Below are 21,801 nucleotides of genomic sequence, written 5' to 3'. Positions count from 1 at the left end.
CGTTATCCCTCCAGGACGATTCCCATTTTCGAGAGGGGCTCTGCCAGCTCATTGATCGCTTGACTCAACTGTTTGACGTCTGCTTTCGATAAGTCCGTATAGAGGACATAGCCGTCCCCTTTCTTTTTCGCTGCCAACAGGTCGTTGACGTCTTTGAAGCGCGCTGCGATTTCCTTAGATAAGGCCGCGTCTTGTTTCTTCAGACTCGGGTTTAGCAGCTGATAAATCTTTTCCGCCCCTTGGACGTTCGCCGCGAAATCATACAGGTCCGTATGTGAATAACGATCTTCCTCTCCTGTCACTTTCGAAGTCGAGACCTCGTTTAGTAAATCGGTTGCACCCGTGACAAGTAATTCCGGTGTCACGTCGACCGTCTCGACTTTGGCACGTAAGAGATGGACGTCCGCCATCAATTGCTCGGCGTATTTCTCATATCCTTTCGTCGTCCCTTTTTCGAACAATCCTTGCTCGATCCGGTGATAACCGCCCCACGCTGACTCCTTGACGTCACCTGCACGGGCATCGATTTTCGGATCGAGGTCACCGAAGACTTCCGCGATTGGTTCCGCCCGCTCGTAATGCATTCGTGCTGGTGCATAGAGGGCCTTCGCTTTTTCCAGATCACCTTCCTTGACGGCAGTAGTAAACGCTTCCGTTTTATTCGTGAAGGCATCCAATTCGTTGATCGCATAATCGCGGTAATCGGCGACGACCTGGTCAAATTGTCCATCGTTCGATTTCGGCGTTGCTTTCGTCACAGTTTCTTGCTCGGCACACGCAGCTAATAGGGTTGCGAATGATAACACACTCAGTGTCAGTACTTTTTTATGTAACATCGTTCATTTCCTCCAAGTCGTTAAGTAAGTTCAGTTGTTAGTATAATCGACAATGATAATCGTTATCAATATAAATTTTGCGGAAAACGTGAAAAAAACCGCCCTGACAACAATCATCAGGACGGGGCATTGATCATTTAACTGTTTTTTCGTTTCTTGAAGTACGTCCGCGAGATGATGAAGGCGACAATCGCGAACCCGATAAAGACAAAGGCTTTTTGAACGAGCGTCAAGAACGATAAATCAAAGAACAACAGCTTAATCGCACTGACACTGAGTAACAGTAATCCAGACAACCGCCAGACGGATAGATTACGGATTCGACCGATGGTGACGAGGACAAAGGCGAGTAACATATAAGCAACCGATAACGTCGTACTGCGATTCGTATCGTCGAGCCCGTCATAAAACGGTAGTTCCATGACGAGTAACGTATACGTCGCGAGCACGCCGACGGCTGCGACGACCAAACTGATTTGGAAAGTACCCTTCTCGACCATCTCATGATGTTGTTTCACGAGGAGATAGATCAAGGCACCCGTCGCAAGGATCAAGGCGAAGACCGTTAATCCAAACGATTCACTCATCGCACGATAGATGCCCGACTGGCTGATTTGATCGAAGACAAAGTAAGCGTATAACACGAGTCCCGTCATCCGCTGATACGGCATCTGTTGGCGGTTGACGAACCACAGCCCGATTAAAAAGACTGCAAATAACAACGGTTGGAACTGTTCATTCAACCCGATCGTCGCATACGGGATTTGTGTAATCGCATATAACACTACCGCGTGACCGACTGCATTGTGCCACAGGTCTTTCGAGTAGTTGGTAATGGCGTAGGCGAGCACCGCAAGGCCGAGTGCGACGAGCGCCCCCCACTGCCAATCGATAACGGCTAAACTGATTAGGGCGACTGCCCCTGCAGCATAACCCGGGTAATTCCGATTCAGCCGTAACTGATGTCCGACATAAACCGCCCCGACGTACCCAAGGATTGCTGCGAGCAACACGCTCAATTCGTCGAGAAACGTTCGTGTCATGAATGATAGCGTGATGCTGCTATACAGTATAGCGAGCGTAAAGAATACCCAGTTGACCGGGAATGCTTGTTTCGCCTTCAAACGGAGGGCAGCTCCAAATAAGGCAGTAAACAACGCGACTTCGTAGATGAGAAATAACGGAATGTTTGGTTCGTCCGCCAGTTGTAGAAACGGCAGTAAAAAACCAGTGACGGATACGAGGATCAAGAGAACTTGAGAACGCATCCAAATCATGAGACCAAATGCGATGAATAAGACGACGAGTTCCAGTAACAAGGCAAGCGTCGGCGGATAAAACTGGTACAATGCCATGCCAGCGAATAAAGCAGCGAGCGATACGATCGTCCCTGTCGCAACCAGCCCGATTCCGAGATCAGGACGTTTTTTTTCATACTGGAATTCACCAAGTCCCATCAATAACAGACCAATCAAGACACCACTGCCAATCCGGGTCGCAGGATTAATCCAACCGGAAATCGAGGCGTATGAAAATAAGAATACGACTCCGATTGCGGCAAATAGCGCCGCAATCCGTGGTAACCAGACCGTCGCCACGACATGTTCCCATTCATCGCGTGTCCGCTGTTTTTTCTCGCCGCGCGGCTGCTCCTTTTTGACAAAGGCGGGGCGCCGCTTCGGTGCAGTGACGGTACTCGTCTGCCTGACCGGTTCCGCCAGCGGACCTGGTTGTTCGAGTTCGGCAACACGTACCTTCAATGCTTCGATTTCCTGTTCGAGCCTCGCGAGGCGCTCTTCTTCCATCTCATCACCCTCTTCTAAATGTCTATGTAATCCAATTACCCGCTTCCCTTGAAGAACCCTCTATTTCTTTTTCTGAAGCCAAAAAAAATTCTAAATAAAAAAACGGTTGCCGTCTCATGAATCGACAGCAACCGGGGTGAATGAAATTAGCGGACGGATAACGCATATTGTCCCGTCGTGTTGTAGACCGACGTAAACTGGGCGCGACTGACGGCGTATTTCCCACGATACGGATCAGACACGTAAAACGAACTGCTTGAGACACCTGTCACGAGCATGACGTGATAGTTACGGTATCCGGTAAACGTTTTACCGTCCGGCTTAATCCAAGAGAAGTAGCCGTACGGATTTTTGAAATCGACGGTCGCCCAGACGATAACCGGATTCCCGCTCCGGATTTCACGTTCGATTTTACTGACACCCTGTTTCGAGATATCAACGGCACCACTCCGGTATTTTTTCGCGAGTGGGAGAATGCCTTTCGGGTAAATCCCCCAGTTCTTGTAATAATCGAGTGTTCCGGCAGGATTCCCCGTGAACATCTTTTCTGGGTCTGCCCAGTAGTATTTCCCATTTTTGTACGTCGCATTTTTCATGCTTTTTGGCATCTGGTTGTAGAGCGATGCTGCCGATACTGCTTTTTTCTTATATTCGAGGGCCATCTTCAATGAAACGAACTCACAACCTGACGGGTACCCTAATGAATATTGGTTGTAATACGGAACATTTAATTTTTTAGTTGTCGTCGTGGTCGGTTTTTTTGTCGTTACGTACTGTGTCGATACATAACGGTAACTGCCACTGTATAAAATGCGCGTAAAGCTACCTGATGTGCCATACGTTGCTACTTTCACGCCTTTACCAAGCTGGGTGACGGATTTATATTTTGTGCTCGGACCCGTTCTGACGTTGAGTGTCCCAACCGTCGTATACTTCGTTCCGGTTGATGTGTACTTCGAGGACGTCGTGGATGTCTTGACGTAATCCTTGTGTATGTATCCCGTCCGCGATTTATAGGTGATTTTGTACCAGCTTCCCGATGTTCCTTTAGACGTATAGACGTTACCTTTGACAACATTCCCGAGAATTTTGCTTGATGTCGTCGGCTTTTCGCGGACACGTAAGACTGCGGTCGTGATCGTCAATTTTGTTGCGGCATGCGCGACGAGTGACGGACTGAATACGCCAAACATCAATCCAGCCACGATGAAGCTTGTGATGATTTTCTTCATGATAGACCCCCTTATTCAAATGATAAAACAATGACATACACCATTTTTCCCAAGTTTTTGAAATAATAATCATAATTTCAAAAGAAAATTCTGAAAAATAGCAACATCTTCATTCTTTGTAACAAAAAAATCCTCCTGTTGTATACGCACAACAAGAAGATTTAATTATATTGTCATCAAATAAAATTCAATTTTTAATATTGACGATAAAGGGGGAGGGTTGAGTGAACGCCTGCTCGAGCAGATGGGCGACGAACGTCGTCTCTTCTTCTGTCACTGGAAGCGGGGTATCTTCGACGATGCTCCGGTAAAATGCCCGATATAATTTACCATAGTCACCGATTGGACTCGGAATCCGGACATTTTGCAGATGACCATGCTGGTCATGGTAGAGCAAACGACCAAAATCATCCTCCGAGTCTTCACCGAATCCGTCCTCGCCCGGAAAATACTCGGCCTTCAGGTCAAGCTCTTGCCGGTCGACATGTTGTTTGATGAACGTCCCGTTCGTTCCATGGATCATCCAGCGTGGCGCTGGCGTCAAGGCAATATGGCTCGTCCGGACGCTCGCCTTAAAGTCGTCGTAATAAAAGTCGACCGCAAACGTATCATCCGGGATGTCCGTTCCGCGGACCGTCCGGATGTCATACGCGACTTGGTTCGGTTTTCCGAACAAGGCAATGATTTGGTCCATCGTATGGACACCGAGACTATAGAGGGCACCATTTTCATGCGCCGTATTCGAAGGTGCCGCATCCGGACGGTACAGGTCAAATTGTGAAACGACCTCAACAATCCGACCGAGTTTGCCGGAAGCGATGACTTGTGCGACCGCCTGAAAATCACTGTCGAAGCGGCGGTTTTGGTAAGCCAGTAGTTTGACACCCTGTTTCTTCGCTTCTTCAAACAATTGCACCGTCTCTTGTTCCGTGACGGTAAACGGTTTTTCGACGAGGACATTTTTTTTGTGTCGTAACGCCTGCATGGCATAAGAAAAGTGTGTCGCAGGTGGTGTATTGATGACGACGACTTGAAGCTGTTCGTCTGACAGCATCGTTTCAAGATCTGTCGTGAACTGGACGTGTGCTAACTTGTCCGTATATTTTTTCTCTAACTCCGGTTTTGCCGTCCGATTATAAATCCACGTCACATCAAAATGCGGATCAATCATGACGTAGGGCAAATGGTAACGGGTCGTACTTTTACCGAAGCCGATGAAGCCAATCTGAAGTCGCATCCCATCACTCCTCGCAATTCCTTTTCTTTTACCTTAACAAAGCAGCTACGACTTGTCTTGAACAAATGACGGATTATGCCGTTGCTTCAATCCGTTCGTACTCATATGTCGAAAATCCGTCATATGTGCCTTGGTACGTGAAGCCGACCGACGTATAATAGTCATTCAAAAAGGCATTCGACGCCACGCAGTCGAGACGAAGCGTCTCGCCTTCGAAGTCGGTCAACTCAATCACATAATCAAGAAGCTGTTTTCCGACGCGGCGTCCTTTCGCCAAATCACTGACGACTATCCGGTGGATATAAAGACCTTCCGTATCTGCCCAAAGTGAGCGATCCCATTCCATCGAAGGAAGCAGGGCAACGGAACCGAGCAACTGGTCGTTTTCTTCAAAAACAAACAGTCTTCCGGCATCCAGGTCACTTTTGACGAGTGCCTCGATGTCTTGTTCAAGGTAGGCTGCCCATTGCGTGCTGCCTGCCGCTTGGAGTGCAAGCGCCTTGTGCTCAAGTAGTGTTGCGATGTTTCGAACGTCTTGTGATGTAGCTAGTCGTATCATGTTGTACCTCCTATAACCAAAAATTCTTCTCTATCCTAACGAAAACGACGGCAGAAGAAAACTGATTTGCTCGCATGAAACAAAAAATCACAAAATCGCATCATTTTGTGATTTTTTTCATATTTATCTATTCTATTTTTAAATCGCGTATTCTAAGTACGTGATCAGACCCCCAGTCTTCACAACGTGAATCTACCGGCTTCCCACGAGCCGGTAGACCTTTTTTTTGCCTTTACTCGAGCCCGACCCAACTTTTCGACAGGCGCCGCGCCGCTTCGCGGTACGGATCATCCTCGACGATCGGGTTACTGAGGCGCGGTGCAGAGTCCGCATAGTAGCCACCATTTTCGATCCGGTCCGTCGTCGTCGCAAGGTATAACGCCGTCTTCGCCCCGTATTCCGGTGTATAGAGTTTCCCCGTCCAATAGCCGACTTGTGCGACCGGTTTTAAAATCGTTTTCATGACTTTGCCGTACTTGCCGCGGTAGAACAAATCCGTATTGACGATACCGGGGTGGACGCTGACGAACGTCACCTTGTCGCCGTACTTTTCTGCGAGCTCCCGCATATGGACCATTTGCAGCAATTTCGATTCGCGGTACGAGCGCATCGGGCCATAGTGCTCTTTTTTGACGTGGGCAATCGACTCGAGCTCGATATCCGTCCGGACAAGTCCCCCTTCGCCGGCCAGCGAGGAAATCGAAATGACGCGTGGGTCGTTCCCTTGTTGCAGGAGTGGTAACAGCCGTTCAATCAAATAGAAATGACTCAAGTAATTGACTTGGAACTGCGACTCGAAACCATCTTTCGTCAAATGATACGGTGGTACCATGACACCCGCATTTAAAATCAAGCGGTCGATACGTCCGATTTTTTCAAACAGATGGTCCGCAAAGCGCCGGACCGACGCCAGTTGATCGAGTTGAACGACTTCAATTTCAAGATGTGTATGTGCAACACCGTGCTCCCGTAAAAGTTGGACGAGGGCGGTCGCCTTCTTTTCAGAGCGGACGGTCGCGATGACCCGGTCACCCCGCTCGAGGAGTTCCTGAATCGTCACCATCCCCATCCCTGAGTTTGCCCCTGTCACGATACAAATGTTCATAAATTTTCGCCTCCAATTGATTAAATGAAATACCATGTACTTGTTGATTCCTTTTTCAAACAATTTATACACATCATTTCGTAAAAAGACTTTCGTGTATCTGGTGCCTTACATTAGCGTATACTAAAAGAAATGAGCTTTCTTTTGAGGAGGTACGCGTGTGAACGAAGGAACCGTCCTACTACTTGCCGGTGTTTTATTATTACTCGCGATACTCACGACTAAGTTCTCCTTTCGCCTCAACGTCCCGACGCTGATCCTATTTGTTTTCGTCGGCATCCTCGCCGGAACCGATGTCACGGGAATGATCGCCTTCTCGGACTTCGAACAAGCACGTCTGTTCGGAACGATCGCCCTCGTCATCATTTTGTTTGATGGCGGGCTGAATACGAAATGGGACGACTTTCGGCGTGTTCTGCCTGCCGCCCTGTCCCTTGCGACAATCGGCGTCGTCGTCACGACCGGTTTGATCGCTGTTGTCTCCCACTTCTTGCTTGGGTTCAGTTGGCCGATGGCACTGCTCGTCGGGGCACTCGTCGGATCAACCGACGCAGCCGCCGTCTTTTCCTTACTGAGCGGACGTCCTGTCGATGAGAAAGTCAAACATACACTCGAAGCGGAATCCGGTACGAATGATCCGATGGCTGTTTTTTTGACGATTCTCTTTACGGAACTGGCGCTCGATCCAAAAAGCTTTTCCATCATCAGCGGTATCTGGTCCTTGCTGTACGAAATGGGCATCGGGCTATTGATTGGGCTGTTCGTCGGTTGGCTCTTGACCGAGTTGATGAACCGGATCAAACTCCAGTCGTCAGCACTCTATCCGACACTTTTGATTAGCGGTGCCTTGCTTTCCTACGGAGTTTCAACAACTGTCCATGCGAGTGGCTTTCTCGCCGTTTACGTGACAGGGATTTGGATCAGTAACCACGATATGATTTACCGCGACATCTTGATCCGCTTCAGCGGCAGCCTGTCGCATCTTGCGGAAGTCGGGATGTTCATCATGCTCGGACTGCTCGTTTTCCCGCAGCAATTGCTCGAGCCGCGGACGCTGCTCATCTCCGGTGTCATCGTCGTGACGTTAATTCTCGTCGCACGGCCGCTCGCCGTCTTCTTATCGCTGCTGCCGTTTCGCTACAACTACCGGGAGCAAAGTGTCATCACGGCTGCCGGACTGCGCGGTGCCGTCCCGATTATCCTTGCGACCTATCCGCTCTCGAGCGGGCTTCCGAACGCGTATCTGTTGTTCAACATCGTCTTCTTTACCGTCATGACTTCGGCCTTGCTGCAAGGGACGGCACTGCCCTGGATCGTCCGGGTCATGAAGCTCGAAGTCAAACCCGTCATCGGGATTGAGCCATTGATTCAATTCATGACGGTCGCGAATCCGAATGCGGAAATCGTCGAAGTCAGCGTCCCGTCCTTCTGTCGCATCGACGGTCGGACGTTACAGGAGATTGAAATGCCGCAAGACTTACTCGTCGTCGCTGTCATCCGTGATGATGCGATCATCACCCCGCGCGGGCAAACCCGCTTGATCGGGGGCGACCAACTGCTGATTTTGACGCCGAAACAATCGGAAGAACGGATTCGTAAGCTGATTGCTTCGCTCGGTATTTAATGCATCAGCGGATACAGGTAACTCCCGTCCTAGCGTCTAGACAAGGTAGCTGTAGAGAACCAAAAAGGGACCGGCCATCGCACATGGCCGATCCCTTTTTTTATCCCTTTATGACTAGTGCCGCGGCATCATCCGTAGCCACTGCTTCACCGTTTCAAGCCGTTCAGTATGTCGGGTTACATCTGAAATCGTCTGACTCACTTGTTCTGTCCCGACCTGTCGTTCCGCTCGGTCTGTACTGAACGTCCGGTTGAGGTTGTAGGCGAGCCAGTCGAGTTTACTTGAGTAGCTCGCCTCGAATACGGCTGACCACTCGACACCCGTCAGATTATGCTGACTTGTGTACCCGCGGAGAAAGGCTTGGAATTTTTCCGCATTCACCCGGTCCGTCTCGTCCTCCGACCAGTACAGGGAAGTCTCGAGTACATCCAGCCCGCGGGAAATCGGTCCCGCCGATTCCCAGTCAATCACGACCGGCCCTGTTTGGGTCCATAATACATTTTTAGGGTCGAGGTCGCGGTGACTGGTCACGAGACCGGTCGATAGTGCGGCACGTGCCCGCATGGCTTGTTTCTCCCATACCGGCAATGCCTTGACGATGCCGGATAATGCATGACACCACTCGGCACCGATCGCGTGTCCGCGCTTCAAGTCGGCGGCCCAGTCGTGACCGACCGTCCTTACATCGTCCGGCATCAGACTCGTTTCGAAGTCAAGTTGATGGACGCGCGCAAGGTAGCTGCCGATTGTCTCACAATGGGCGGCTGTCACATCCTTTCGCGACAGGACGCTGCCGTCGACCCAGTCAAACAGGAGGACGTACCGGTCGCCGATCTGTTGCACAGCTTCTCCCCGAAGTCGCTTTGCCGGCAGGGCAGCGAGGTGTCGCCCGGCAAACAGTGCGATGTCTTCCGCCTCTTTGAAGTTCCCTCTAGCTTCCGGTCGCTTCATAATCTGTGGATTCAAGCATTTGACGGCATACCGTCCTTGTGTCGTGTTGAGTTCATACATATTATGGATCAGACCGCCCGAGAGCGGACGCGGATGTTCCGTCCTTTCACCAAGGCCGAATAATCGGCAGATCCTGTCAAATTGAGCGGGTTGCATCGTTTCCTCCTATTCCACCGGTCGTTCCGGTGTTGTGGCTGTTTCCTGTAATACACAAAAATCCCCGCCACGCGAAGCCGCAATGCCAGCGTGGCGGGGTTCGTACACCCTTACAGAGGGGTCGAGACGCTTTCAATGCTGCTCGTCTTTTCGTCTGATCTCGATGATCCCGGGTGGGCGGTGCGGCAACGTGATCGACAGTCCCGCGAACTGAAATCGGTCGTTACCGTTTTGGGAACGTTCAATCCAAAGGATCGTTTCCTGCCGCGCCAGACCATGCCGAATCCGGTTCTCCGCTTGTGTCCGTGAAATTCCGGTACAGACGACTTCCGTCAAGTAAGTATTTTCATCGGACTCGAACTGTTGCCAAATTCCGAGAATCAGTTGTCCGACCGCACTGACCGGTATTCCGTCCGGTTCACCCGAACTGACTGCCGTGTCAAGGGCGTCAATCGCCTCCTTGCACGTCTCACCGAGTGCTAAAATCCGCTGTGACGCCTGTTGCATGACCCGGAACCGTTTGTGTCCGTCCTCGAGCCATAAGCGTTGTGCGAACGGATTGACCGGGACGCCGTGGAAAAACGTCACCGTGCCCCGCCAGGCGAAGCCGAACGACGGATCATATTGACGAATCGTTTGCATCACCTGTGCGTGGAACTGTTTAATTTCATACCGCTCCTGACGCAATTCGTCCCGCAGTGCCGTCGCATCGTCAATCGCAACGGCGAGCGGCGTCATCGTGAACAGTTCGTTATCCGCAATCCGGTGCGGCATCAGGACTTCGCCGTCGAACCGGTAATCGTTCGCAGGACGCCCCGTCCGGCCGACGAATAAATGCCAGTTGCCTTCCGCTGCAGCAAAGGCATACGACTGGTGCGCGAAGGGCGGGGCGACGAACAGTCCGGGAAATTCTTCGAACGTCTCAATCCGGACCGTCGCTCCGTCGTACCATTCCTGCTCGATCGCCGCGAGCAACTGTCCCGTCGGCGAGTCCCGATCCGTCAAGTAGCGCCCGGTATTGCTATAGAAGCCGAGTAAAAATTCACGTTCCTCTTCTTCGAACGTCACCATCGTTAATTGAAACAAGGACTGGATTTGAGCTTCAGCGAACGCATCTTCGACCGCTTCCGGATGATGCGATTCGATTGCGATCATTTTCCAGCCCATCCGTTCATACAGGTTGATCGTCACGGGGAAAAATAAAAAGGCACCGTGTGTCGCCTCGAGTTTAATGATGTCTTGCATCGCAAGCCGTTCAATCCGTAACGTAAAGCCCATCCGTTCAAAATGATCTTGCAGACGTCTTTTCCAGTGCGTAAATTCCATGATCCGTCCACTCCTCTCTCGATTCGTTTAGGCGCGTTTTCGTAAGGGGTTCTTCGACCAGTAGAGGTACAAAGCAATCAAGCCACCGACTCCGATGATGTAAGATGGTGTTCCGCTAACCTGGAAGATGACATCCGGGTTCGGGACGAATGTAATCAAGACTGCTTTATACGTAGCAAACAAAACGAAACTGATGATGAATTGTCCCCAGACACGTTTTTTGACGTCACGCATTTTCGGTGATGTGATTAAGATCGACATCGCGTCAATCAAGAACAAGGCAATGATTGAAAACAACAAATAATCAGCAAGTGCGAACTGGAACACACCATCGATGCCCTCGATGAAGATATACATCAAGATGCTCGAGACATAGTTTCGTGTCCAGCGTTTTTGCGTTTCGACCCGACGCTGTTCCGGAATCGCGGCAATCATCGTATCGAGTCGCGCTTCCGGCGTTTGCCCGTGAATTTCTTCGAACGGACGTTGTTGTCGCTGGGCCTCATACAAATCTGCCCTTAATTGATTTTCGATGTCCGTCCGTTCCGGCTCTTCCGCGTTGACGTTCAGACGGGGTAACAATGTTTCCAAAATACGTGTATTGGCTTTCGTTAATTTCAAGCGACATCCCTCTTTTCCATGTTTAAGTATAACGGTTTATTGGGGAAAATACTTAAGTGAAGATGACGATTACTTGACGAAACCGCTTCGAATGTTCAGAATAATCAAAAATCGTAACTTTTCCTTTTCAATTTCGTAGGATAACAAAAGAAGGAGTGAGCCACGATGCGCCAAACACTAACGAATGCCGCACTCATCACGTTGTTGACCAGTGCCGGGATCGCGTTTCCTTTGACGAGCGGACAAGAGGAACCCGAACAACCCGTCGAAACGGAACACGTCGAACCGCTTGATGAACAAACACCCTAAACAGGGCTGACTTAAACGGGTGGACGTCTCCCGATCCATAAAAAACAAGGGAGGCGGTTCTCCGGGATTCGACCCGGAAATCCATCTCCCTTGTTTTTTTAATGCGGTCTTACGAGATACACGGCAAAGAGGATCAGGAGGATCCCCAGGACGACTGACAGCAAGTAAAAAGTGTTCTGCTTCCTGCGCGTAACGCCTATGACCGTCAAGCCGATTCCGAGTAGGAATGACAGCATCATGATGTAAAAACCCATTGGATTCACCCTCTCAAAAAGAATTGTTCGTGCCTAAGCATTACTCGGTTGTGTCACATCACCTGCAACATCAATCGACCATGTCAAAATCGTTGTGCTGTCGCGGACGGCATGGTGCTCGATTGAATTCAACATATTGCGAACCGCATCCTGCGCCTCCGTGTCAGTAAACATGCGACCGATGTCCGTCGCCTCGCTGAACGGTTCCCCGGGACATTCGACGAGTCCGTCCGTCGTCAAGAAGAGGCGGTTCTTCCCGTGGCGAAGTTCACGGATGCCGCGTGTATAACACGGGACAGGTAAGGCAAACGTATTGACTTGCCCGATCCATTCAAAAAATTGCCGTTGATTGAGACTGTGTTGTCCAAGCCGTCCAAGCTCCGGATGGAACAGATGTGCGATGCAATCCCCAACCGATAACCAAAAGACGTAGTTTCCTTTTCGGACGACGACTAGACAAGCGGTTTCCCCCTGGCACGTTTCGCATCGTGCGCGGAATGTGTCTTCCGTCAACAGCTCGAGGATGACATGCTCGAATGTCGGAAGGACCGATTCGGCTGCTTGTTCGAGTTCATCGTGCAACCGACTTTGATAGCGCAAAAATTGATCCACCACGAGTTCCGCACTTTCTGCCGTATTATGGGCATCAAGTAAAACGGTCAACTCCCAGTCCGTCCCTGTCATGACGAGACAGCCGTCCTCGTTTTTCGATTGCCCCGCCCGCGAGCAGCCACCGAACCGTCCGAGAACAATTGGTCCCATCTGCCTTACGTCAATCGTATCGACATATGCTGCTTCACTTCCAACCCAGCTAAACATGCTTGACTCCCCCATTCCATCTATTCTATTGAGAATACCATATCTTACGCCGGTTGGAACATTTTTCCTTTAGTCATGTGATAAAAAAAGTCCCTCACTCCGACTACGGCTGTAGTGAAGTGAGGGACTCCGTTTAATTGCTTGCCATGAACGGTTGAATGAATAATTTCAAACGTTTTTGATAATTGACCGTGTCCTGCAGATACGTCTGATTGTGATCAGCCCCCCGGACCGGGTACAACTGTTTTAATCCAGGTTTTGCTTGATACAGTTCATAAACCATCCGCGAGGGGATGAATTGATCGTCCGTCCCGTGGATGAACAACGCCGGAATCATGATTTTGCTCGTTTGTCGTGTCACGGAGACATCCCCATAAAAGAAGTCTTGTTCAAATTTATTGAACGTGCTCGCCATCGCGAGTGAGGGTCCGGCAGGATAACCGATTTGTTGCTCTGCTAACGAATTGAGCCAGTCGTCGAGCCGGGCGTACGCGCCTTCAGCGACAACGACTTTGACTTGCACGGGTAACATGTCTTCTCCCGCAGCAAGCAACGCCGTCGCCCCACCGATTCCAAGGCCGTGATAGACGATTTGACCCTCTTCTCCGGTCTCTTCGAGAAGCCGTTTCGTCCACTCAATCAAATCAAGTCGGTCGAGCCAGCCGTAATTTTTTTTGCCGATTTGTCCACGCCGTTCGACAACTAAGACATTGTAGCCGAATTGTTCATGATACAGCTGTACGAGTGGTGCAATTCCGTCCGGCGTCGTTTGTTCGTCGTCCGGGACGAGGATGACGGATTTATTCGTCGTTTCTTTTGCAGGAAGATAATCTGCCCGATGGACGAGTTCATCCTTCTCGAACGTCTTTTGTTCGAACGGTTGAGTAGCGGACCATTCGGTTGCTTCGGTCAGGGCGTCACTTGATTCATTAGCCGGTTTACCCGCGAGAATCGGTGATGCTTCCGACTGACCGACCAATGTCCTTTGAATGCGGTATCCATCAAAACTGATCAGTCCGATGAATACGAGTAGTATCGCGAGTACGATTGCTAGTCCTTTTCGCACAACATGAACTCCTCTCTTTTCCTATATAACGAGTTATTCGTTATCATACCGTATGTCCCCTGCTTCTGCACGGTCTGTTTTCAGAAAAGAGCGTTGATACCAGTTTCGGACGTCCTCGAATTGATGATGGGTGAAATAACCGGCACTCAAATGTCCTCTACCACGCAGGTTAATTTCAAACTTCAGCAGGTCTTTTTGCTCAAGAAAACGGGAGACATGACCTGACAAAGCCTCGATTTTTAAACGCGGCGCATAAATCGTGTGCCTGTTGACAAGTTGACGTCGTAGGACAAACACGTCTTGTTTAAATCCGTAACACGTATTGCGGTATCCGGTCCGGGCAAACATGTAGTAAATCGGTAAGATCAGATACAGGAGTAGACCTGCCCATTTCAGGGGCGTCGTCAAAAAATAGATCAATCCGGTATTGACCGCTGAAAACAGCAACATGTACCAGACAAGTCGCCAGCGGACGACGTAGAAAAAGCCATGATCGGCCGCATACTGCATCGGTTTCACACGTTCGAAGCGTGGAAGAAACCGTTCGAGGAAGGGATCGATGTCCGCTTCGCGGATAAACGGGTGAAACAACATCTGTTCTTCCTTTCCAGTCGCCGATATGACATTGAGCGACAGGTGGGCACGTTTGAACCTGCGTTTGATCCAGTTTTCTTCGACAAGTAAGGCTTGGACCTTGTCTTGATGGAAGACAACTTCCGTCCGGTTCAATAACCCGTAACGGATAGTCAGCCGTTTCTCATTCAGTGTCGCTTCGAACGAACCGTAACGCACGACGTAGACGATAATCGATCCGAGGTAGACGAGGAGTAAAATGAGTAAGCCGAGTCCTGATAAAAGAAGGAGCGATAAGTGCGCCAACTCATTAAAGATACGATCAACATATTTTTCGATATATTGATCAATCAGTTGATACCCGGCAAAGAAGCCGACTAACGCTAAGCCGAGACGGCCGGACAAGGCACCGGCAAAAAATAGATCGTTTAAGCTGACACGAAATGAATCTGTCGCTTCCGTCTGTTCCGTCTGCGTGTCCTCCCCTTTGATCGTCGCTTTCAACGATGTAGCGAACTTCAGCCGGACCCCCTTCAATTCAACTTCCGGTTCGATACCGTCAGAAGACGTTTCGACGGACAGCGTCGCGAGTCCAAGCACGCGCTCGAGTAAATTCTGATTGATTCCGATTGACTCAATCCGTCGGCGTTGCGTCGTCCGTTCACTTTTACGGAAGATTCCTTTATTGACCCGAATCGACTGGTCATCAATCGTAAACGTATAAAAATACCACGACGCGACTCCGAACAGGAGCAGGACGAGGCAGAAGATACAAAAACCGATGAGTGTATATTTACCGAATCCTTCATTTTTTAAATCATTGAACAATAAAAAACCAAGTGGAATAATCGTTGACCGGAGATGCGTCAGGGCCGACATCAAGATGAATAACGGATGAACGCGCCGTGTCATAAGGACTCCTCCTCTTGCTCCTCGAGTTTTGCGAACCGTTCGACGTGTCGTCTTAACTCAATCGTCCGTCGTTCCTCGAGTCGGTGAATCACGGCAAATCCGGATGCGGTATTGACTTGGATATTCATCAGACCGGCACGCCGTAACAAGGGACCGGTCGACGTGTCGATGAACTGTACCTTGACGAGTGGGACGATCTCGATATGGTGAAAAATGACGCCCGAGCGGACGATGAGAAATTCTTCATCGACCTGATAGCGGAAATAGTCGTAACGTAAACGTGGTATGTAATAAAACTTGAGGATGAATAACACGGCGACAACTCCTGCGACGATCCACATCCACCACGGCGATAAATCGAGCCACATCATTTGGACCGTTGTCATGACGGCAATCAGGAGCGCATATGCCATAAACCGAAGTGCGACATATTGACGTTCGACTTTGACGGAGTCGATAGACAACCGCTGCCAGCCGCTTTCTAGGATTACAGATTGCATTTTCTTCACTTCCTTTCTCTAAAAACTACGCAGCCGGACCACAATAAGTTTCACCTGACTTAAATCGGACATTGACATTTACCTAGAAATCATCGCATATATAGAAGAGTAGAAATGTAATTCTAGGAGGTACCATGCTAACATTTGAAGAAAAATTAAACATCATTGAGTCGTTTCCGCAACTCGTCCGAAAAGATGTTTCCCTGAACCGTGTCAATTTCCATTTTCCTGAAAGTCAGTTCGAGAAAAAAATCGTCGTCTATCACCTACATCCGAACGGGAATGGATTCGTCTACGCTGCCGGATTACCGGGATACGAAGTCGACGGCAAAGGACTCGTCAATATCCGTGAGTTTTCTGCTCCTGCCTTAGTCTTGTTGCTCGAAGACGCCATCAAATCGTTATCGACGGTCGCGACGGTCGAAACACTCGAAGAAACGTGGGTCAACGATAACCAGTTCGAACTCACGCTGTTGAATGAAGATCTCGATACATGGCTCGTCTATGCAGGCGACCTTCTCGACGGTGCCTTCAATTCATACAAAGAAGCGGCAAACTATCTTGAAGAAGAAGGTTTCCGCCGTAAATAACGAACTTGAACGGAACTGAATCATTCAGTTCCGTTCATTTTTATGACCAATTGATTTAACGTTTGTTTGACACGTTCTAAATCCTCTTCTGATACACCAAGCGTCTCGACTAAAGCGAGTGGAACTTGTTCCGCCTGCTCGCGCAGCGCCTGTCCTTTGTCTGTCAACGTGATTTCGATATGTCGTTCGTCTTCTTTGTTGCGGATACGTCGAATTAATTCTGCTGCCTCGAGTTTCTTCAACAAAGGCGTCAGCGTCCCCGAATCCAGATGCAGCCGTTCACCGACGGCTTTTAAGGATTGTTGATCTTCTTCCCATAAAACGAGCATGACTAAATATTGCGGATACGTCAGTCCGAGTGGTTCGAGTAACGGACGATACCGTCTCGTGATTTCACGTGAAATCGAATAAAAGGGAAAACAAAGTTGTTCATCTAACAATAATGGATTTGACATGAGAGTCCTCCTCGAAGCAAAGTACTTGCTTTCTTTTTTAAATTGTATACAATCTAATTGTAAGCTACTTAATAATACGGAATCAACGAAAGGGAGTTATTGATTATGAAACCAATGTTCACATCATCAGCTACAGCAGTCGGAGGCCGCGACGGTCGCGTCGTTTCAGAAGATGGCGTTTTAGACGTCGCACTCGCAATGCCCGTTCCAGGATCTAAAAAATCAGCGACGAACCCGGAGCAATTGTTTGCTGCCGGTTACTCTGCTTGTTTTGATTCTGCCTTGAACCTTGTGGCACGTAAACAAGGCATCAAACACGATGGCAGCGAAGTAACGGCACACGTTACGTTGAACGAAGCAGCAGACGGATTCGCTTTATCTGTTGAACTTGATGTTCTTGTCCGTGGTGTATCGGAAGAACAAGCTGCCGAACTTGCAAAAATCGCACACACAGTTTGTCCTTACTCACGCGCGACAGCTGGAAACATCCAAGTCGATGTTTTCACACGTACTACGGACGCAGCATAATCATAACATTGTCTGCCCTTTTCTAGTGAAATCTACTAGAAAGGGGTATTTTTTGTTGTCAATACGGCTTGTTTTGAGTTATTTTCAGTTCTTCTTTCTGAAATCTATTAAAACGATTACGGTAAATGAAATAAATAGGTCGTTATTTTAGAAAACACACTTCTATTAACAGTGTGTTTTCTTCATTTGTTCGTTTTAAAGTTGGTTGACGGATAAAATGACCAGCTCGCCGGAGACAATCATGTAATAGGCATCGTCGAACCGGTGTCGGACATACCGCTCAGCGTCAAAAATTGTCACCATCGGCTCGGCATCGTCGCCGATCGTTTCATGTAAATAAAACCGATCACGCAACACCCGTTCGAACGGATCCCGGTCCAAAAAACGGGCGCCCGTCCGTAAATTGATCACTTCATGGTGGTGGTCCGACCGGTCGTTGACGATAAAGATCGTCGATTCGACGTCGTCATACGTAAAGTCAAACGCTTCATAATCACTCCAGCGGACCCGTTCAAGCTCTGTCACGTCCGTGTCGTCACGGATTTGATAAAACACTTCTTCGTTCAGGCGGTCCGTGTAGGCACTGAAAATCAAAAATCCATCTTGTTCCCCAAGGTACTGAACCGTGTCCCCCTCCCCGTCAAGACGTAAAAGTGTCTTGAAGGATAGGACGTCTGCCCCTTGTTCGATTTCAGCGACGATCGTCGCGAGCGGCGCGATCAACAACCCTTCCGAATGATCGATTGGATCTTCCGGTGAAATCAAGCCACTTTCGAGGGCGTCATAAAAGGAAAATTCGTCGAGGCGCGTGTTACAGACGATATAATCGACGTCTTGGAGTGTGACGAGGAAAAAGTACAGTTCCCGGTAATTTTCCGTCATTCCGTATAGCCGTTGATCATGGATGAGATGTTGCTGCTTCGTCTTCGTGTCATATAAAAAGGCAGACGTGACGCGGTCGACGTGGAGCAGTACCATGTACCGTTCATTGAGGACCCAGTAAAGCGACAGATCACCCGGGACGGTGAACGTCGCGATCTGTTCCGTCTTCCCGGACAAAAGATCAATCGTCAATAACTCCGTCGCTCCCCCGTTCGCCCGGTCGTGTTCATTCAAGCAATAGACCTTCTGGTGTTTGACGAACGGACGTGTTGGTCCATGGTCCGTTAAGACGTCTTGCGACAAATCGACTTGTTCTTGATCTTCGAGATCAAACCGGCTGATGTGGTACTGTTCGGCGTTGACTTTACGTCTGAAGTAAATCGATGATGGCGTAACATGAAGAATATCCGAGTGATCGGCTGGTAACGCACGCGCGTCTAATATTTCCATCTTGTGCACCCCTCCTAAGCATGTCCTATTGTTCTTTCCCACGATTGCTCTCGCTTGAAACAAGGTCATTTCGTGCGTCTACGGAATACGAATGATACAATACAGCTAGATAATACCACGATGAGGAAGGTGATTCGCTTGCACGCACAAGACTTGAATACGATGATGCTCGAATACGTCAATGATAAGGAAGATTATGACGCGTTCGCAGACAAACTAAAAATTCTCTTATCCGAGCTGCTTGACGCAGCCGGAATTAAATACCATTCGATCGTCTCGCGGACAAAAGATTCGGAAAGCCTCTACCAAAAAGTTTTACGGCAACCGAACAAATACCGGTCGCTCAAGGACGTCCACGATTTGACGGGAATCCGGATCGTCACCTACTTCCACGACGACGTCCGGGAAGCCGCCCGCATCATTGAAAATGAATTTTCAATCGACCGGGACCAATCCGTTGATAAATCGACCTTGCTCGATACGACGGAGTTCGGCTACTTGTCCGTCCACTTCGTCGCCGCCTTGAGTGAACAACGCCTTGCCTTAAGTGAATACGGCCGCTTCAAGTCCCATACGGCAGAAATTCAAATCCGCTCCATCTTGCAACATGCCTGGGCAGAGATTGAACATGATTTAGGCTATAAAAATCCGAACAGTGTTCCGGCAGAAGTCCGGCGCAGCTTCAGCCGTGTTGCCGGACTGCTTGAAATCGCCGACCAAGAATTCGTCAACATCAAAAAACAACTCAAACAATTCGAGGACGAGACCGTCCAACAAATCTTATCGGACCCGCATAAAGTCCGGATCACGTCCGATAACTTAAATTACTTCATCGACCACTCCCCCGTCATCGGTGAACTCGACAAACGACTGGTCACGTCACAAATGATGCTTGACTCCGATCAGCAACTGATCAACGAGTTGATCCGGATGTTCCATTACGTCGACATCCGGAATTACGGTGAACTGATCGACGCCGTCTCGAGTCACAGTACGCTTGCCTTAAAATGTGCACAAGTCATGCCAAATCCCTTTTTGCCCCGCCAAGGCATCGGCATCGCCTACATCTGCATGGCGGTGACGATCGCCGGGAACGATGCCCACCGGATTGATTACTTCTTCCGCCGCTTCTACCCGGAGCTTCGGAATGTCACGGAAATCATCTCCCAAGTCCAGCCGCCGCACGATGAAATGATTCAAGAGAAAAATATTGATTAAACTAAAATTTTTCACTATACTAAATGACGGGTAACGAAACTATCGTAGAGAAAGAGTGAAGCTAATCATGGCAACAACAATCGAAGTAGCACATCGTGATCAATTGATCGTCGATACAGAAAAAGGACTCCGGATGAACTACCGTGCCATCAAAAAAGATGTCCGTAGCATGTTCACGACCTATTTGACACGAAATGAATTTTTCATTTTGAAGTCGCTCTGTGGTCAAAGTCCACAAATCGCATCTGCCCTGTCGAACGAATTCCAATTTTCAGCGAGTATGATCACAGCACTTGCCGATGAATTAACAAAAAAAGGGTTGATTTCACGTGAACGCAGTGAATTCGACCGTCGCGTCGTCGAGCTCCGGGCAACACCAGACGGCATCGAACTGTACGGAAAACTTGAAGCGATGAAGATGGAGTATCTCTCAGACGTCTTCTCAGCGTTTTCGGATACAGAACTCGATACGTTCCGGACACTCTTGACGAAACTCGAACAACAAGATTAAATTTTTCCCTCTAGCTGCCTGAGTTAGAGGGGATTTTTGTAAGATCAACCGAATTGGAGGACGATTTGATGACGCATGCAACTTTAGAGCAGGTGACGGCGCTCCGTCAGTCGAAACAATACGAGCAAGCCAAACGAATCATGACCGAGCTGTTACAAACGGACGTTTCGAATCCTTACTACCATTTCCAGATGGCTTGGTGTTTTGATAACCTCGGCGAGGAACAGGCCGCCGTTCCGCATTATGAGTTTGCCATCAACAACGGCCTCGACGCACGGTTTTTGACGGATGCCTTCATCGGGCTCGGCAGTACATACCGGGCAATCGGACAATACGTTGCTGCGCGTGACACCTTTACTGAAGGCTTAGCACGTTTCCCCGACAGCACGGGACTGAAATCTTTTTTAGCCTTGACGCTGTTTAATCTCAAACAGCATGAAGAAGCGATGCAACAGTTGCTTGATGTCATCACGACGATGACGCCGGACTCCGACGTCCATGCGTACAGACAAGCCCTCCGTTATTACCGTAACCATTTACATGACGTCTCCGAGACGTAACCGTCTGCCCGCTTAACCGTTTACGCCCCTTCATTTCAGTCCCTTATTAACGCGAAAGGAGTTTGTTCATGAAACGACCAGCAGATGCACAAACGTCAGCCCTGACGATCATTGCCTATAAATACCCCGACCGACCCCATTACGAATGGACAGGCAACATGCTCGAAAAAACAGACGACTACGTGCTCGTCCATGGACAAGCGGGCAGAAGACTGGTCCATCACACACGGGGACAGACCTTCACCTATGCGACACAGTCGCTTGAGTATTATCCCCTGAACGCGCCGTTTACAGTCAATATCGACTTCGATGCACACGGGGCATCCTATCACTGCAACGTCTGCCTGCCCCCGCGGCTCGACGGGGATACATTGTCCTTCGTCGACCTCGACCTCGATTATGTCCGCAGTCCGGCAGGAACCTGGCAGGTCGTCGACCGAGATGAGTTCCTTGTCAATCAACGGACGTTCGCCTATCCTGCCCGACTGATTGAACAAGCGGAAGCTGCCTTGACGGACTTGATTAAACGTGTGACCGAGGGACGGTTTCCGTTCGACGGGTTTCTTGCGCGACAGGTGACCAGACTGTCACAATCCGTCTCCCGTCCCCCCGATTGAGGAAAGTCGTCAGATGAATCCAGACTAGAACGTCCATCTTTTTAAACAATCCAAAAAGCCGCTGATGTAGAGTGTTTGTCACATCCATCACTCGGCTTTTGTTTG

General features: G+C 49.4%; 23 protein-coding genes. 8 read left to right on the top strand and 15 right to left on the bottom strand.

Annotated features, from left to right (window positions below; translation table 11 throughout):
• Window positions 1–2 precede the first annotated feature (2 nt).
• From efeO to KNQ04_RS12445, 6 genes are all read right to left on the bottom strand, one after another.
• On the bottom strand, window positions 3–836 hold the full coding sequence (gene efeO, locus KNQ04_RS12470) for an iron uptake system protein EfeO (RefSeq protein WP_214851102.1): 834 nt from the start codon (window positions 834–836) through the stop codon (window positions 3–5).
• A gap of 137 nt (window positions 837–973) precedes the next feature.
• Window positions 974–2,641, bottom strand: coding sequence for a DUF2339 domain-containing protein (locus tag KNQ04_RS12465; protein ID WP_214851101.1), 1,668 nt, complete (start codon window positions 2,639–2,641; stop codon window positions 974–976).
• 146 nt (window positions 2,642–2,787) lie between these two features.
• On the bottom strand, window positions 2,788–3,873 hold the full coding sequence (locus KNQ04_RS12460; protein ID WP_214851100.1) for a C39 family peptidase: 1,086 nt from the start codon (window positions 3,871–3,873) through the stop codon (window positions 2,788–2,790).
• 187 nt (window positions 3,874–4,060) lie between these two features.
• Entirely contained in the window at window positions 4,061–5,110 is a 1,050-nt protein-coding gene (locus tag KNQ04_RS12455; protein WP_214851099.1) for an oxidoreductase, read from the bottom strand.
• 73 nt (window positions 5,111–5,183) lie between these two features.
• Window positions 5,184–5,669, bottom strand: coding sequence for a GNAT family N-acetyltransferase (locus KNQ04_RS12450; protein WP_214851098.1), 486 nt, complete (start codon window positions 5,667–5,669; stop codon window positions 5,184–5,186).
• Between the two features lie 232 nt (window positions 5,670–5,901).
• Window positions 5,902–6,774: an SDR family NAD(P)-dependent oxidoreductase gene (locus tag KNQ04_RS12445; protein ID WP_214851097.1), complete on the bottom strand. Its 873-nt coding sequence runs from the start codon at window positions 6,772–6,774 to the stop codon at window positions 5,902–5,904.
• A 160-nt stretch (window positions 6,775–6,934) separates the two neighbouring features.
• Between KNQ04_RS12445 and KNQ04_RS12440 the strand changes: the two genes are divergently transcribed.
• A complete protein-coding gene (locus KNQ04_RS12440; RefSeq protein WP_214851095.1) occupies window positions 6,935–8,398 on the top strand; it encodes a potassium/proton antiporter in 1,464 nt (487 codons plus the stop codon).
• A 114-nt stretch (window positions 8,399–8,512) separates the two neighbouring features.
• Here KNQ04_RS12440 and KNQ04_RS12435 read toward each other — a convergent pair whose 3' ends face one another.
• From KNQ04_RS12435 to KNQ04_RS12425, 3 genes are all read right to left on the bottom strand, one after another.
• Window positions 8,513–9,505, bottom strand: a complete 993-nt coding sequence (locus tag KNQ04_RS12435; RefSeq protein WP_214851094.1) for a phosphotransferase — start codon at window positions 9,503–9,505, stop codon at window positions 8,513–8,515.
• 132 nt (window positions 9,506–9,637) lie between these two features.
• Window positions 9,638–10,831 carry a hypothetical protein gene (locus tag KNQ04_RS12430; RefSeq protein ID WP_214851093.1) on the bottom strand — a complete coding sequence of 398 codons (1,194 nt, stop codon included), beginning with the start codon at window positions 10,829–10,831 and terminating at the stop codon, window positions 9,638–9,640.
• 27 nt (window positions 10,832–10,858) lie between these two features.
• Window positions 10,859–11,452, bottom strand: coding sequence for a hypothetical protein (locus KNQ04_RS12425; protein ID WP_214851092.1), 594 nt, complete (start codon window positions 11,450–11,452; stop codon window positions 10,859–10,861).
• 165 nt (window positions 11,453–11,617) lie between these two features.
• Between KNQ04_RS12425 and KNQ04_RS12420 the strand changes: the two genes are divergently transcribed.
• A complete protein-coding gene (locus tag KNQ04_RS12420; RefSeq protein WP_214851091.1) occupies window positions 11,618–11,761 on the top strand; it encodes a hypothetical protein in 144 nt (47 codons plus the stop codon).
• A gap of 287 nt (window positions 11,762–12,048) precedes the next feature.
• Here KNQ04_RS12420 and KNQ04_RS12415 read toward each other — a convergent pair whose 3' ends face one another.
• The 4 genes from KNQ04_RS12415 to KNQ04_RS12400 form a co-directional block, all read right to left on the bottom strand.
• On the bottom strand, window positions 12,049–12,834 hold the full coding sequence (locus tag KNQ04_RS12415; protein WP_251137035.1) for a PP2C family serine/threonine-protein phosphatase: 786 nt from the start codon (window positions 12,832–12,834) through the stop codon (window positions 12,049–12,051).
• Window positions 12,835–12,967: 133 nt separating this feature from the next.
• Window positions 12,968–13,900: an alpha/beta hydrolase gene (locus KNQ04_RS12410; protein WP_214851089.1), complete on the bottom strand. Its 933-nt coding sequence runs from the start codon at window positions 13,898–13,900 to the stop codon at window positions 12,968–12,970.
• A 33-nt stretch (window positions 13,901–13,933) separates the two neighbouring features.
• Window positions 13,934–15,385: a PH domain-containing protein gene (locus KNQ04_RS12405; RefSeq protein ID WP_214851087.1), complete on the bottom strand. Its 1,452-nt coding sequence runs from the start codon at window positions 15,383–15,385 to the stop codon at window positions 13,934–13,936.
• Window positions 15,382–15,885 carry a PH domain-containing protein gene (locus tag KNQ04_RS12400; RefSeq protein ID WP_214851085.1) on the bottom strand — a complete coding sequence of 168 codons (504 nt, stop codon included), beginning with the start codon at window positions 15,883–15,885 and terminating at the stop codon, window positions 15,382–15,384. Before KNQ04_RS12400 ends, KNQ04_RS12405 begins: the two co-directional genes overlap by 4 nt.
• 134 nt (window positions 15,886–16,019) lie before the next feature.
• Here KNQ04_RS12400 and KNQ04_RS12395 point away from each other — a divergent pair, with 134 nt between their 5' ends.
• Window positions 16,020–16,475, top strand: a complete 456-nt coding sequence (locus tag KNQ04_RS12395; RefSeq protein WP_214851083.1) for a hypothetical protein — start codon at window positions 16,020–16,022, stop codon at window positions 16,473–16,475.
• Between the two features lie 20 nt (window positions 16,476–16,495).
• Here KNQ04_RS12395 and KNQ04_RS12390 read toward each other — a convergent pair whose 3' ends face one another.
• Window positions 16,496–16,930, bottom strand: a complete 435-nt coding sequence (locus tag KNQ04_RS12390) for a MarR family winged helix-turn-helix transcriptional regulator (RefSeq protein ID WP_214851082.1) — start codon at window positions 16,928–16,930, stop codon at window positions 16,496–16,498.
• Window positions 16,931–17,035: 105 nt separating this feature from the next.
• On the opposite strand from KNQ04_RS12390, the gene KNQ04_RS12385 reads away from it, so the two are divergent.
• Window positions 17,036–17,458 (top strand): organic hydroperoxide resistance protein, encoded by a 423-nt coding sequence (locus KNQ04_RS12385; RefSeq protein WP_029330285.1) that lies wholly within the window; start codon window positions 17,036–17,038, stop codon window positions 17,456–17,458.
• A 195-nt stretch (window positions 17,459–17,653) separates the two neighbouring features.
• On the opposite strand, the gene KNQ04_RS12380 is transcribed toward KNQ04_RS12385, so the two are convergent.
• Window positions 17,654–18,790 carry a Six-bladed beta-propeller, TolB-like protein gene (locus KNQ04_RS12380; protein WP_214851081.1) on the bottom strand — a complete coding sequence of 379 codons (1,137 nt, stop codon included), beginning with the start codon at window positions 18,788–18,790 and terminating at the stop codon, window positions 17,654–17,656.
• A gap of 129 nt (window positions 18,791–18,919) precedes the next feature.
• On the opposite strand from KNQ04_RS12380, the gene KNQ04_RS12375 reads away from it, so the two are divergent.
• The 4 genes from KNQ04_RS12375 to KNQ04_RS12360 all read left to right on the top strand — a co-directional run bounded on the left by KNQ04_RS12375 (window position 18,920) and on the right by KNQ04_RS12360 (window position 21,696).
• Window positions 18,920–20,008: a GTP pyrophosphokinase gene (locus KNQ04_RS12375; RefSeq protein WP_353049726.1), complete on the top strand. Its 1,089-nt coding sequence runs from the start codon at window positions 18,920–18,922 to the stop codon at window positions 20,006–20,008.
• 67 nt (window positions 20,009–20,075) lie between these two features.
• A complete protein-coding gene (locus KNQ04_RS12370) occupies window positions 20,076–20,519 on the top strand; it encodes a MarR family winged helix-turn-helix transcriptional regulator (protein ID WP_214851080.1) in 444 nt (147 codons plus the stop codon).
• Between the two features lie 68 nt (window positions 20,520–20,587).
• On the top strand, window positions 20,588–21,079 hold the full coding sequence (locus KNQ04_RS12365; RefSeq protein WP_214851079.1) for a tetratricopeptide repeat protein: 492 nt from the start codon (window positions 20,588–20,590) through the stop codon (window positions 21,077–21,079).
• A gap of 68 nt (window positions 21,080–21,147) precedes the next feature.
• Entirely contained in the window at window positions 21,148–21,696 is a 549-nt protein-coding gene (locus KNQ04_RS12360) for a DUF402 domain-containing protein (RefSeq protein WP_214851078.1), read from the top strand.
• Window positions 21,697–21,801: the final 105 nt, after the last annotated feature.

Origin of the sequence: Exiguobacterium sp. s193 (assembly GCF_018618755.1) — a bacterium.
In the GTDB taxonomy this organism is placed as follows: domain Bacteria; phylum Bacillota; class Bacilli; order Exiguobacteriales; family Exiguobacteriaceae; genus Exiguobacterium_A.
This window is presented reverse-complemented; position numbering and strand designations above follow the sequence as displayed.

What these genes read in the sequence shown, in the direction of transcription:
- efeO (WP_214851102.1), bottom strand. Translation starts at nt 836, where the DNA reads ATGTTACATAAAAAAGTACTGACACTGAGTGTGTTATCATTCGCAACC.
- KNQ04_RS12465 (WP_214851101.1), bottom strand. Translation starts at nt 2,641, where the DNA reads ATGGAAGAAGAGCGCCTCGCGAGGCTCGAACAGGAAATCGAAGCATTG.
- KNQ04_RS12460 (WP_214851100.1), bottom strand. Translation starts at nt 3,873, where the DNA reads ATGAAGAAAATCATCACAAGCTTCATCGTGGCTGGATTGATGTTTGGC.
- KNQ04_RS12455 (WP_214851099.1), bottom strand. Translation starts at nt 5,110, where the DNA reads ATGCGACTTCAGATTGGCTTCATCGGCTTCGGTAAAAGTACGACCCGT.
- KNQ04_RS12450 (WP_214851098.1), bottom strand. Translation starts at nt 5,669, where the DNA reads ATGATACGACTAGCTACATCACAAGACGTTCGAAACATCGCAACACTA.
- KNQ04_RS12445 (WP_214851097.1), bottom strand. Translation starts at nt 6,774, where the DNA reads ATGAACATTTGTATCGTGACAGGGGCAAACTCAGGGATGGGGATGGTG.
- KNQ04_RS12435 (WP_214851094.1), bottom strand. Translation starts at nt 9,505, where the DNA reads ATGCAACCCGCTCAATTTGACAGGATCTGCCGATTATTCGGCCTTGGT.
- KNQ04_RS12430 (WP_214851093.1), bottom strand. Translation starts at nt 10,831, where the DNA reads ATGGAATTTACGCACTGGAAAAGACGTCTGCAAGATCATTTTGAACGG.
- KNQ04_RS12420 (WP_214851091.1), top strand. Translation starts at nt 11,618, where the DNA reads ATGCGCCAAACACTAACGAATGCCGCACTCATCACGTTGTTGACCAGT.
- KNQ04_RS12415 (WP_251137035.1), bottom strand. Translation starts at nt 12,834, where the DNA reads ATGTTTAGCTGGGTTGGAAGTGAAGCAGCATATGTCGATACGATTGAC.
- KNQ04_RS12405 (WP_214851087.1), bottom strand. Translation starts at nt 15,385, where the DNA reads ATGACACGGCGCGTTCATCCGTTATTCATCTTGATGTCGGCCCTGACG.
- KNQ04_RS12400 (WP_214851085.1), bottom strand. Translation starts at nt 15,885, where the DNA reads ATGCAATCTGTAATCCTAGAAAGCGGCTGGCAGCGGTTGTCTATCGAC.
- KNQ04_RS12395 (WP_214851083.1), top strand. Translation starts at nt 16,020, where the DNA reads ATGCTAACATTTGAAGAAAAATTAAACATCATTGAGTCGTTTCCGCAA.
- KNQ04_RS12390 (WP_214851082.1), bottom strand. Translation starts at nt 16,930, where the DNA reads ATGTCAAATCCATTATTGTTAGATGAACAACTTTGTTTTCCCTTTTAT.
- KNQ04_RS12385 (WP_029330285.1), top strand. Translation starts at nt 17,036, where the DNA reads ATGAAACCAATGTTCACATCATCAGCTACAGCAGTCGGAGGCCGCGAC.
- KNQ04_RS12380 (WP_214851081.1), bottom strand. Translation starts at nt 18,790, where the DNA reads ATGGAAATATTAGACGCGCGTGCGTTACCAGCCGATCACTCGGATATT.
- KNQ04_RS12370 (WP_214851080.1), top strand. Translation starts at nt 20,076, where the DNA reads ATGGCAACAACAATCGAAGTAGCACATCGTGATCAATTGATCGTCGAT.
- KNQ04_RS12365 (WP_214851079.1), top strand. Translation starts at nt 20,588, where the DNA reads ATGACGCATGCAACTTTAGAGCAGGTGACGGCGCTCCGTCAGTCGAAA.
- KNQ04_RS12360 (WP_214851078.1), top strand. Translation starts at nt 21,148, where the DNA reads ATGAAACGACCAGCAGATGCACAAACGTCAGCCCTGACGATCATTGCC.